The 10,170-nt window shown below is 50.5% G+C and carries 14 protein-coding genes; 8 read left to right on the top strand and 6 right to left on the bottom strand.

What is annotated here, in order from left to right; genetic code table 11:
- The first annotated feature begins 2 nt into the window (after nucleotides 1–2).
- Nucleotides 3–428 carry a Zn(2+)-responsive transcriptional regulator gene (zntR, locus tag FDW92_RS04670; protein WP_042312097.1) on the top strand — a complete coding sequence of 142 codons (426 nt, stop codon included), beginning with the start codon at nucleotides 3–5 and terminating at the stop codon, nucleotides 426–428.
- Between the two features lie 60 nt (nucleotides 429–488).
- Nucleotides 489–707: an alternative ribosome-rescue factor A gene (locus tag FDW92_RS04665; RefSeq protein ID WP_042312099.1), complete on the top strand. Its 219-nt coding sequence runs from the start codon at nucleotides 489–491 to the stop codon at nucleotides 705–707.
- Here the strand turns inward: FDW92_RS04665 and mscL are convergent.
- The 5 genes from mscL to def form a co-directional block, all read right to left on the bottom strand.
- A complete protein-coding gene (gene mscL, locus FDW92_RS04660; RefSeq protein WP_003031152.1) occupies nucleotides 704–1,117 on the bottom strand; it encodes a large-conductance mechanosensitive channel protein MscL in 414 nt (137 codons plus the stop codon). The two genes, FDW92_RS04665 and mscL, sit on opposite strands and share 4 nt — an antisense overlap.
- Nucleotides 1,118–1,258: 141 nt before the next feature.
- A complete protein-coding gene (gene trkA / locus FDW92_RS04655) occupies nucleotides 1,259–2,635 on the bottom strand; it encodes a Trk system potassium transporter TrkA (RefSeq protein ID WP_006687350.1) in 1,377 nt (458 codons plus the stop codon).
- 21 nt (nucleotides 2,636–2,656) lie between these two features.
- A complete protein-coding gene (gene rsmB / locus FDW92_RS04650; RefSeq protein ID WP_042312122.1) occupies nucleotides 2,657–3,946 on the bottom strand; it encodes a 16S rRNA (cytosine(967)-C(5))-methyltransferase RsmB in 1,290 nt (429 codons plus the stop codon).
- Nucleotides 3,947–3,997: 51 nt separating this feature from the next.
- Nucleotides 3,998–4,945 (bottom strand): methionyl-tRNA formyltransferase, encoded by a 948-nt coding sequence (gene fmt / locus FDW92_RS04645; protein ID WP_042312102.1) that lies wholly within the window; start codon nucleotides 4,943–4,945, stop codon nucleotides 3,998–4,000.
- Between the two features lie 14 nt (nucleotides 4,946–4,959).
- On the bottom strand, nucleotides 4,960–5,469 hold the full coding sequence (gene def / locus FDW92_RS04640) for a peptide deformylase (RefSeq protein WP_038634641.1): 510 nt from the start codon (nucleotides 5,467–5,469) through the stop codon (nucleotides 4,960–4,962).
- Nucleotides 5,470–5,598: 129 nt separating this feature from the next.
- On the opposite strand from def, the gene dprA reads away from it, so the two are divergent.
- Genes dprA through FDW92_RS04610 form a run of 6 tightly spaced genes read left to right on the top strand, consistent with a single transcriptional unit; the run spans nucleotide 5,599 to nucleotide 9,391 of the window.
- Nucleotides 5,599–6,723 (top strand): DNA-protecting protein DprA, encoded by a 1,125-nt coding sequence (dprA, locus tag FDW92_RS04635; protein WP_042312104.1) that lies wholly within the window; start codon nucleotides 5,599–5,601, stop codon nucleotides 6,721–6,723.
- Complete coding sequence (gene smg, locus FDW92_RS04630; RefSeq protein ID WP_038634635.1) at nucleotides 6,695–7,168, top strand: DUF494 family protein Smg; 474 nt, start codon at nucleotides 6,695–6,697, stop codon at nucleotides 7,166–7,168. Before dprA ends, smg begins: the two co-directional genes overlap by 29 nt.
- A 26-nt stretch (nucleotides 7,169–7,194) precedes the next feature.
- Nucleotides 7,195–7,737, top strand: a complete 543-nt coding sequence (locus FDW92_RS04625) for a type I DNA topoisomerase (RefSeq protein WP_042312108.1) — start codon at nucleotides 7,195–7,197, stop codon at nucleotides 7,735–7,737.
- Between the two features lie 4 nt (nucleotides 7,738–7,741).
- Nucleotides 7,742–8,314 (top strand): L-threonylcarbamoyladenylate synthase type 1 TsaC, encoded by a 573-nt coding sequence (gene tsaC, locus FDW92_RS04620; RefSeq protein ID WP_042312111.1) that lies wholly within the window; start codon nucleotides 7,742–7,744, stop codon nucleotides 8,312–8,314.
- Between the two features lies 1 nt (nucleotide 8,315).
- On the top strand, nucleotides 8,316–9,137 hold the full coding sequence (aroE, locus tag FDW92_RS04615; RefSeq protein ID WP_042312112.1) for a shikimate dehydrogenase: 822 nt from the start codon (nucleotides 8,316–8,318) through the stop codon (nucleotides 9,135–9,137).
- The gene (locus tag FDW92_RS04610; RefSeq protein ID WP_042312114.1) at nucleotides 9,134–9,391 is read left to right on the top strand and encodes a DUF1488 domain-containing protein; all 258 of its coding nucleotides are present in this window, start codon (nucleotides 9,134–9,136) and stop codon (nucleotides 9,389–9,391) included. Before aroE ends, FDW92_RS04610 begins: the two co-directional genes overlap by 4 nt.
- On the opposite strand, the gene FDW92_RS04605 is transcribed toward FDW92_RS04610, so the two are convergent.
- A complete protein-coding gene (locus FDW92_RS04605; RefSeq protein WP_042312116.1) occupies nucleotides 9,367–9,921 on the bottom strand; it encodes a gamma carbonic anhydrase family protein in 555 nt (184 codons plus the stop codon). The two genes, FDW92_RS04610 and FDW92_RS04605, sit on opposite strands and share 25 nt — an antisense overlap.
- Between the last annotated feature and the right edge of the window lie 249 nt (nucleotides 9,922–10,170).

Below are 10,170 nucleotides of genomic sequence, written 5' to 3'. Positions count from 1 at the left end.
GCATGTACCGAATTGGTGAATTAGCGAAGCTGGCTGACGTGACGCCGGATACTATCCGTTACTATGAAAAGCAGCAGATGATGGAGCATGAAGTACGTACAGAAGGCGGGTTTCGTCTCTACACGGAAAGCGATCTTCAGCGTCTTAAATTTATTCGTTATGCCCGGCAGCTTGGTTTTACACTGGAGTCGATTCGCGAACTGCTTTCGATCCGCATAGATCCAGAGCACCATACCTGCCAGGAATCAAAAGGGATCGTTCAGGAAAGATTACAAGAGGTCGAAGCGCGCATAGCGGAGCTTCAGGCGATGCAACGATCGTTACAACGATTAAATGACGCGTGCTGTGGTAAAGCACATAGCAGTGTGTACTGTTCTATTCTTGAAGCACTTGAACAAGGTGCCAGCGGGACAATATCAGACCGTTGATTTTTTGCACGGTCAGGTCTACACTCCCGGCGTAAATTACCCCCACAAACTGGAGAGAGTATGAGCCGTTATCAGCATACCAAAGGACAGATAAAGGACAACGCCATTGAGGCGCTTCTGCATGATCCACTGTTCAGGCAGCGCATTGAGAAAAATAAAAAAGGGAAGGGAAGTTATCTACGTAAAGGTAAACATGGCAATCGGGGAAACTGGGAGGCCAGTGGCAAGAAAGTGAAGCACTTTTTTACCACTGGCCTTTTTGTTTCAATGAACGCTTAAGAGCGGTTGTTCTGTTCTTTCAGCAGGTCACGAATTTCACTTAGTAATACTTCTTCTTTAGATGGTGCAGGGGGCGCCGCTGGCTCCTCAGCTTTTTTACGATTCAATTTATTGATCAGTTTGATTGCCATAAAGATAGCAAACGCAACAATAATGAAATCGAAGACATTCTGAATGAATACGCCGTAATGCATGACTACCGCCGGGATGTCTCCCTGCGCATCACGTAACGTTAAAGCAAACTGTTTAAAATCAATCCCACCAATTAACAACCCCAGTGGCGGCATGATGATATCGGCAACCAGTGATGAAACGATCTTACCAAATGCCGCACCAATAATGACACCCACTGCCAAATCGACAACATTCCCGCGCATCGCGAATTCGCGAAACTCTTTAATAATGCTCATTTTATTCTCCCTATGCAGCTGACGTTTATAAGTTTAACAAATGTTTAGGCAATTTCCATTTATGTATTGCGGAAAGGAAAAATTATTAGGCCCTGATAAATAAAGGGAAATAAAAAGGGCGCTATATTAGCGCCCAAATTATTACAGGAAGAAGGGGCTTGGCTGGAATAAGCGCTCGACGTCGGTAATAAACTTTTTATCTGTCAGGAACATAATAACGTGATCGCCCTGTTCAATACGCAGGTTGTCATTGGCAATCATCACATCATTACCCCGTACAACGGCGCCAATAATGGTGCCAGGCGGAAGTTTAATTTCATCAATCGAGCGACCTACCACCCGAGATGTTGTCTCATCACCGTGTGCGACGGCTTCAATGGCTTCCGCTACGCCGCGGCGTAGTGATGAAACACCAACAATATCAGCTTTACGCACATGGCTCAGGAGTGCGGAGATGGTCGCCTGCTGCGGTGAAATCGCAATATCGATCACGCTGCCCTGTACCAGATCGACGTACGCTCTGCGTTGGATTAGCACCATCACTTTCTTGGCGCCCATTCGTTTAGCCAGCATCGCCGACATGATGTTAGCTTCATCGTCGTTGGTCACCGCAATGAACAGATCAACCTGATCGATATGTTCTTCCGCCAGCAGCTCTTGATCCGAAGCATCGCCAAAAAAGACGATCGTATTTTGCAATTTCTCTGCAAGCTCCGATGCGCGCTGCTGATTACGCTCGATCAGTTTGACGCTGTAATCTTTTTCCAGACGCCGCGCGAGCCCCGCACCGATATTACCGCCACCGACTAACATAATGCGTTTGTACGGCTTTTCCAGACGCTGTAGCTCGCTCATGACGGCGCGAATGTGCTGTGATGCCGCGATAAAGAAAACCTCATCACCCGCTTCAACGATGGTAGAGCCCTGCGGGCGAATTGGCCTGTCATGACGGAATATTGCCGCAACGCGGGTATCGATATGCGGCATGTGATCGCGCATTGTCGACAACGCATTACCGATTAGCGGTCCGCCGTAATAAGCTTTCACGACCGCCAGACTGACTTTGCCCTCGGCAAAATTCACGACCTGCAATGCGCCCGGATATTCAATCAGGCGATAAATGCTATCGATAACCAGTTGCTCAGGCGCAATCAGATGATCGATAGGGACAGCATCGGATTGGAATAGCTTGTCCGCATCGCGAACATAATCCGGTGAACGAATACGGGCGATACGGTTAGGCGTATTAAACAGGGAATAAGCTACCTGGCAGGCAACCATATTTGTTTCATCTGAGCTGGTTACGGCAACCAGCATATCGGCATCGTCGGCACCAGCCTCACGCAATACACGGGGATGTGAACCATGTCCTTGCACGACGCGGAGATCGAACTTGTCCTGCAAGCTGCGCAGGCGCTCACCATTGGTATCGACTACCGTGATATCGTTGTTCTCTCCGACCAGGTTTTCAGCCAGCGTACCGCCAACTTGCCCTGCGCCAAGAATGATAATTTTCATCAGTCGCGACCCGTTATCTCATCACTTTTTGATTAGCTTAGCGTAAAAGAAGCCGTCGCCATCTTCTGCACCCGGTAAATTCTGACGTCCTGGCTGCTCTGGCGTACCGGTTTCGCTTAACACCGCATCCAGTGTGCGTGCAAGGAACGCGGCGATCTGCTGTTGGTTTTCTTCTGGCAGAATAGAACAGGTTGCATAGACTAGCGTGCCGCCAGGCTTAAGGTGTGTCCAGGTAGCGTTGAGGATCTCCGCCTGCAACTGAGCGAGTTCGGCAATATCCCGATCGCGACGCAGCCATTTGATATCCGGATGGCGACGGATTACACCAGTGGCAGAACATGGGGCGTCCAGCAAAATACGGTCAAACTGTTGCTCACCGCACCACTGCTGCGGATAGCGACCATCACCCTGCTTCACGGTTGCTTTCATACCCAAGCGTTTCAGGTTGTCATACACGCGAGACAGGCGTTTATCGTCGATATCGACTGCCATCACGTTCGCATCTGGCGCGACCTCCAGAATGTGGGTGGTCTTGCCGCCGGGAGCGCAACATAAATCAAGGATCTGCTCTCCGTTTTGTGGCTGCAGATAGCTGACGCAACCCTGGGCAGAGGCATCCTGAACGGTGACCCAACCTTGCTCAAAACCAGGCAGAGCGAGTACGGAGGCAGGTGTCTCCAGACGGACCGCATCCGGGTAATCCGGATGAGGGAAACCGGTCAATCCTGCTTCGGCGAGTAGTTCCAGCCAGGCGTCGCGCGTATGGTGGTTGCGATTAACACGGAGCCACATTGGCGGGCGTTGGTTATTAGCCTCAAGGATGGCTTCCCACTGCTGTGGATAAGCGGCTTTAATACGTTTTACCAGCCAGGAGGGGTGTAAGAAACGTAGATCGCTTTGTGCGAACTCGGCCAGTAGTTCTTCCTGACGGCGCTGGAACTGGCGCAATACGCCATTGATCAGCCCTTTCAACTGCGGACGCTTAATCACCACGGCGCCTTCTACGGTTTCGGCCAGCGCAGCATGGGGTGGGATACGGGTATGCAGCAGTTGGTAGAAGCCCACCATGATCAGGTAGTGAACGGTACGCTGTTTGCCCGTCATCGGACGTTCCATCAGTTGCTGGATCATCCACTCCAGTTGCGAGAGTGTGCGCAATACGCCGAAGCAAAGCTCTTGCAACAGCGCTTTATCTTTATCGGCAACTTTTTGCTGCATGGCGGGCAGCACGTTGCTTAATGATTGCCCCTTTTCGACAACCTGCTCGACGGTCTGGGCCGCCATACTGCGTAAATTAAGATGTTTTTTCATAAGTGCAAAAATAAAAATGCCCGGTAACACCGGGCTTAAAGAGATGAACCGTCAGGCCAGACGGTTTCCGGGCACAAACCACTCCCGGCGCGAATTAAGCAGATCCTGCGCACTCATGGCTTTTTTGCCTGCAGGCTGCAAAGAGACGAGATTCAGGATGCCGTCGCCTGTTGCAACCTGGATACCCTGACGGGTCGCTTCCAGAATTGTGCCTGGTTCAGCGTTAGCGGGCGTATCGATCACCGTCGCCTGCCAAATTTTTACTGGTTGCTCGTCGATGACGATATAGCTCATTGGCCACGGGTTAAAGGCGCGGATGCAGCGCTCCAACTGAGCGGCCGAAAGTGACCAGTCGATACGGGCCTCTTCTTTACTGAGTTTCTCTGCATGCGTAACCAGTGATTCATCTTGTACCACGGGTTTTATCGTGCCAGCAGCCAGCTGTTTTAGCGTTTCAATCAGCCCCTGAGGCCCCAGGTCTGCCAGCTTGTCGTATAACGAACCGCTGGTATCCTCTGCCGTAATCGGGCATGAGAGCTTAAGCAGCATATCACCGGTGTCGAGACCAACATCCATTTGCATGATGGTAACACCCGTTTCGCTATCGCCAGCCCACAGTGAACGTTGAATCGGTGCTGCGCCACGCCAGCGTGGAAGCAGGGAACCGTGAACGTTGATACAACCCAGGCGCGGCATTTCCAGCACGGCTTTTGGCAGAATCAGTCCATATGCCACTACCACCATCACGTCTGCGTGTAAATCAGCAACCAACTGTTGGTTTTCCTGAGGGCGAAGAGAGACGGGCTGGAAAACCGGTATCCCTTTTTCTTCTGCTAACACTTTTACCGGGCTGGGCATCAGCTTTTTACCGCGTCCCGCAGGGCGGTCCGGTTGGGTAAACACGCCAACGACGTTATGTCCAGAAGACAACAGCGCGTCAAGGTGACGCGCTGCAAAGTCAGGTGTACCCGCAAAAATAATACGTAGTGAGTCTGACACGTTGATTCTTGTCCTTAAGCTCGGGCGTTCAGGCGGTCGAGTTTTTCAACTTTCTGACGAATACGTTGTTGCTTCAACGGAGACAGATAATCGATAAACAGTTTACCGACCAGGTGATCCATTTCATGTTGAATGCAGATAGCGAGCAGGCCATCGGCTTCCAGTTCAAAAGATTTACCGTCGCGATTGAGCGCACGAATTTTTACTTTCTCAGCACGTGGTACTAACGCACGCTGTTCGGGGATAGACAGGCAACCTTCTTCAATGCCGGTTTCGCCATCTTTCTCCAGCAGCTCCGGGTTGATTAAAACCAACTGCTCGTCGCGATTTTCAGAGACATCAATAACAATGATGCGCTGATGGATATCGACCTGTGTTGCGGCCAGACCGATACCCTCTTCTGCGTACATCGTTTCGAACATATCATCAACGATACGCTGAATTTCTGCATTCACTTCTTCAACCGGCTTTGCGACTTTGCGAAGACGCTCGTCCGGAATATGTAACACTTGCAAAACTGACATAGTTATCCAGAGTTGTGTTCAGGAGTTGAAAAGATTATTACCTCTATTCTAGACAAAACCCCCTCTGATTGACAGCATCAGTGACCAATCGCAAAGATTGCCAGGACTGCTTGTGGCAGGGGAGCAGGGATGACCCAAATTGAAATTTGGCTACGTTTAGCGCAAGTGAATGAACTGTATGGTGATGAGATGGTGCGCCTTGCCCACTGGCTCAATGCCCAACCCTGTATTAACAACACGATACTCCAGCACGCAGGATTATCTTCCCGCCAGGCCATGCGCTTTTTAACCTTTTCAGAACAGTTACTGGAAAAAACGCTGCGTTGGTTGGAGCAGCCGAACCACCATTTAGTGGTTGCCGACAGCGAGCATTATCCGTCCCAGCTGCGCGTGATTGAAGATTATCCTGGGGTACTTTTCGTTGCCGGTACTCCCGCATGCCTGCATTCATTTCAGGTGGCCGTCGTCGGTAGTCGCCAACATTCATGGTATGGCGAACGTTGGGGGCGATTATTTTGCGAAAAGCTTGCCGCGTCTGGGGTGACGATAACCAGTGGGCTGGCCCGAGGGATTGATGGCGTGGCGCATAATGCGGCGATAAACCGACAAGGCACGAGTATTGCGGTGCTGGGAAATGGGCTTGAGACCATTCATCCACGACAGCATGTCCGTCTCGCTGAACGTCTGATCGAGTCCGGAGGCGCATTGGTGTCTGAGTTCCCATTAGATACGCTCCCGCTGCCGCGCAATTTTCCCCGACGAAATCGCATTATCAGTGGTCTAAGTAAAGGTGTTCTGGTCGTTGAGGCCGCGCAGCGCAGCGGTTCATTGGTCACAGCACGCTGTGCGCTGGAACAAGGACGGGAGGTTTTTGCTTTGCCCGGACCGATTGGGAGTCCAGGAAGTGAAGGTCCACATTGGCTTATTCAGCAGGGAGCCACGCTTGTGACCGCACCAGAGGAAATTCTGGAAAATTTGCAATATGGGCTGCAATGGTTGCCAGATGAACCTGAAAAATCAATTTATTCGCCAGATCACGAAGAGGTGGCATTGCCATTTCCTGAGCTCCTGGCTAACGTAGGAGATGAGGTAACACCTGTTGACGTCGTCGCTGAACGTGCCGGCCAACCTGTGCCAGAGGTAGTGGCTCAACTACTCGAACTGGAGTTAGCAGGATGGATCGCAGCTGTACCCGGCGGCTATGTCCGATTGAGGAGGGCATGCCATGTTCGACGTACTAATGTATTTGTTTGAGACATATATCCATAACGAAGCTGAGCTGCGTGTGGATCAGGACAAACTGGAACGGGATCTTACCGACGCTGGTTTTGATCGTGAAGACATCTACAACGCGTTACTGTGGCTGGAAAAGCTTGCTGATTATCAGGATGGCCTTGCCGAACCTATGCAGCTGGCGTCTGACCCTCTTTCTCTGCGTATTTATACTGCAGAAGAATGTGAACGACTGGATGCGAGCTGTCGCGGATTCTTGCTATTCCTGGAGCAGATTCAGGTGCTAAACCTCGAAACGCGAGAAATGGTAATTGAGCGCGTACTCGCGCTGGATACGGCAGAGTTTGATCTGGAAGACCTGAAGTGGGTAATCCTGATGGTGCTATTCAACATTCCGGGTTGTGAAAATGCCTATCAGCAAATGGAAGAATTACTCTTTGAAGTGAATGAAGGTATGCTGCATTAATCAATCTTCATTCAGTATGAGTTGTTATGGCTAAATCAGCACTGTTTACGGTGCGTAAAAACGAGCCCTGCCCACAATGCGGGGCCGAACTGGTTATTCGCTCCGGGAAACACGGTCCGTTTCTCGGTTGTTCACACTATCCAGATTGCGATTATGTCCGTCCGCTGAAATCATCGGCGGACGGACATATTGTCAAAGTTCTGGAGGGTAAGTTTTGCCCTGCATGTGGCGCTGAGTTGGTGCTGCGACAGGGGCGATTCGGTATGTTTATCGGATGCAGTGACTACCCTGCGTGCGATCACACCGAGCTTATCGACAAGCCTGATGAAACAGCAATAGTCTGTCCTCAATGCCAGACTGGTCACCTGGTCCAGCGGCGTTCACGTTATGGCAAAACTTTTTACTCCTGCGATCGCTATCCGGAGTGCCAGTTTGTCATTAACTTCAAACCGTTAGCCGGAGAATGTCCAGAGTGTCATTATCCGCTACTCATCGAAAAGAAAACCGCGCAGGGTGTGAAGCATTTCTGTGCCAGTAAACAATGTGGAAAGCCGATTTCGGCGGAATAAAAAAGTGAATAATAACCTGCCCACAGGCCCTATCGCTGCTGCAATAGAGGTACTGAACCAAGAGAAAGTCATCGCCTATCCAACAGAAGCTGTATTTGGTGTCGGCTGCGATCCCGACAGCGAAACGGCAGTAAGTCGTTTGTTGGAACTAAAACAACGCCCGGTCGAGAAAGGCCTAATTTTGATTGCGGCTAACTTTGAGCAACTTAAGCCCTATATTGACGATAGCTCGCTTACTGATGCTCAACGCGAGGCTATCTTCGCTCGCTGGCCGGGTCCTGTCACCTTCGTTTTCCCGGCACTTGCGTCTACACCTCGTTGGTTGACCGGTCGTTTTGATTCGCTGGCCGTGCGTGTCACAGATCATCCGCTGGTGGTTGCACTGTGCCAGGCTTATGGCAAACCTATAGTTTCCACCAGTGCAAATTTGAGTGGCTTACCGCCTTGCCGAACGGTAGAGGAAGTCCGCGCGCAGTTTGGTACAGACTTTCCCGTTGTTGAAGGAGAGACCGGAGGGCGTTTGAATCCTTCGGAGATCCGTGATGCACTGACGGGTGAACAGTTTCGACAGGGGTAATATGAAAGAAGTGTATGCTGTTTTTGGTAATCCGATAGCGCACAGTAAATCGCCTTTTATTCATCAGCAATTTGCAGAGCAGCTGAAGATTGATTACTCCTATGGACGTGTATTGGCGCCGATCAATGACTTTGCGAATTCGCTGAACGCCTTTTTTGCTGATGGGGGTAAGGGAGCAAATGTCACCGTTCCTTTTAAAGAAGAGGCGTTTGCGCGTGCCGATGAATTAACAGACCGGGCATCGCTAGCTGGAGCAGTTAACACCCTTAAACGGCTGGAGGATGGACGTTTGCTGGGAGATAACACGGATGGTATCGGTTTATTAAGCGATCTTGAGCGTTTATCTTTTATTCGTCCCGGATCGCGAATTCTGCTGATTGGTGCGGGCGGTGCATCCCGTGGGGTATTGCTACCTCTTCTTTCAATGGATTGTGCGGTAACCATTGTTAATCGTACGGCCTCCCGCGCTGAAGAACTGGCACAGCTCTTCTCTCATACCGGTAGCGTGCAGGCAGTGGAAATGGACGAACTTGATAATCACCGCTTTGATCTGATTATTAACGCGACGTCCAGCGGTATTAGCGGTGAGGTCCCGTCTATTCCGGCATCTCTTATCCATCCCTCCGTCTACTGCTACGACATGTTTTATCAGAAAGGGAGTACGCCGTTCCTTTCCTGGTGTGAAAAGCATGGGGCGAAACAGTATGCCGATGGTCTGGGGATGCTGGTGGGGCAAGCTGCGCATGCTGTTTTGCTCTGGCATGGCGTTTTACCCCAGATTGAGCCGGTCATTAAAAGCATGCAACAGGAATTGTCGGCATGAATCAGGCGATCCAGTTTCCCGATCGAGAAGAATGGCGGACGGATGTGAATGCCATTGTTTTCCCTGCAATGGTTCATGGCATGCAGTTAACATGTGCCATATCGGGAAAGATGTTGGCGTCCCGCTTTGGCGGCGAGACGCCTGAACAGTGGCTGGAAATCTTTCGAGTACATCGCTGGGACCTGGAGGAAGAGGCCGAAGCATTGATCCAGGACCAGCAGGAAGACGCTCAGGGTTGGGTGTGGCTACTCTGACTTAAATACTCATCTTTCCACTTAACATAGTTGTTAGCTGAGTATTGCAAGCCTGCTTTCTCTTCATCGCTTAATGGACGGATCTGCTTAACCGGGCTTCCCAGGTACAGATATCCACTCTCCAGGCGTTTGTTTTGCGGAACCAGGCTTCCCGCCCCAATCATAACGTCGTCTTCAACAACGACACCGTCCAACAGAATCGATCCCATGCCGACTAATACGCGGTTACCAATGGTACAACCGTGCAGCATGACTTTATGACCAACTGTGACATCTTCACCTACGATCAGCGGATTACCCTGCGGATTGGATGTAGATTTATGTGTGACATGTAGAACGCTGCCGTCCTGAATGTTTGTACGCGCACCGATTTGCACGTAGTTCACGTCGCCACGGATCGCGACCAGTGGCCAAATTCCGACATCATCAGCCAAACGGGCATCACCAATGACCACGCTACTGGTGTCGATCATCACGCGTTTTCCGATTTGTGGGAAAAGATCCTTATAAGGGCGCAGTACATCAGACATGTTTACCTCAGCGAAAATAGAGCGGTAATGAAGACTTTGGTTGGATTATCGAGACTGTGCAAGTGATTTATCTATCAAAAATCAGCCAAATTGCGCAGGAATATAGCGAAAGGGGTGAAAAACAAGCATTCAGCAAAAAAGATCCAAAAAACACTTGTGCTAAAAAATGGGATCCCTATAATGCGCCTCCATCGACACGGTGGATGTGAATCACTTCACGCAAACAGCCCGGTCGGTTGAAGAGAAAAA

The organism is Citrobacter sp. wls706 (genome assembly GCF_005281305.1).
In the GTDB taxonomy this organism is placed as follows: domain Bacteria; phylum Pseudomonadota; class Gammaproteobacteria; order Enterobacterales; family Enterobacteriaceae; genus Citrobacter; species Citrobacter werkmanii.
The sequence above is the reverse complement of the archived record's forward strand: the minus strand, read 5'-3'. Positions and strand labels throughout refer to the sequence as shown.

What these genes read in the sequence shown, in the direction of transcription:
- zntR (WP_042312097.1), top strand. Translation starts at nt 3, where the DNA reads ATGTACCGAATTGGTGAATTAGCGAAGCTGGCTGACGTGACGCCGGAT.
- FDW92_RS04665 (WP_042312099.1), top strand. Translation starts at nt 489, where the DNA reads ATGAGCCGTTATCAGCATACCAAAGGACAGATAAAGGACAACGCCATT.
- mscL (WP_003031152.1), bottom strand. Translation starts at nt 1,117, where the DNA reads ATGAGCATTATTAAAGAGTTTCGCGAATTCGCGATGCGCGGGAATGTT.
- trkA (WP_006687350.1), bottom strand. Translation starts at nt 2,635, where the DNA reads ATGAAAATTATCATTCTTGGCGCAGGGCAAGTTGGCGGTACGCTGGCT.
- rsmB (WP_042312122.1), bottom strand. Translation starts at nt 3,946, where the DNA reads ATGAAAAAACATCTTAATTTACGCAGTATGGCGGCCCAGACCGTCGAG.
- def (WP_038634641.1), bottom strand. Translation starts at nt 5,469, where the DNA reads ATGTCAGTTTTGCAAGTGTTACATATTCCGGACGAGCGTCTTCGCAAA.
- dprA (WP_042312104.1), top strand. Translation starts at nt 5,599, where the DNA reads ATGACCCAAATTGAAATTTGGCTACGTTTAGCGCAAGTGAATGAACTG.
- smg (WP_038634635.1), top strand. Translation starts at nt 6,695, where the DNA reads ATGTTCGACGTACTAATGTATTTGTTTGAGACATATATCCATAACGAA.
- FDW92_RS04625 (WP_042312108.1), top strand. Translation starts at nt 7,195, where the DNA reads ATGGCTAAATCAGCACTGTTTACGGTGCGTAAAAACGAGCCCTGCCCA.
- aroE (WP_042312112.1), top strand. Translation starts at nt 8,316, where the DNA reads ATGAAAGAAGTGTATGCTGTTTTTGGTAATCCGATAGCGCACAGTAAA.
- FDW92_RS04610 (WP_042312114.1), top strand. Translation starts at nt 9,134, where the DNA reads ATGAATCAGGCGATCCAGTTTCCCGATCGAGAAGAATGGCGGACGGAT.
- FDW92_RS04605 (WP_042312116.1), bottom strand. Translation starts at nt 9,921, where the DNA reads ATGTCTGATGTACTGCGCCCTTATAAGGATCTTTTCCCACAAATCGGA.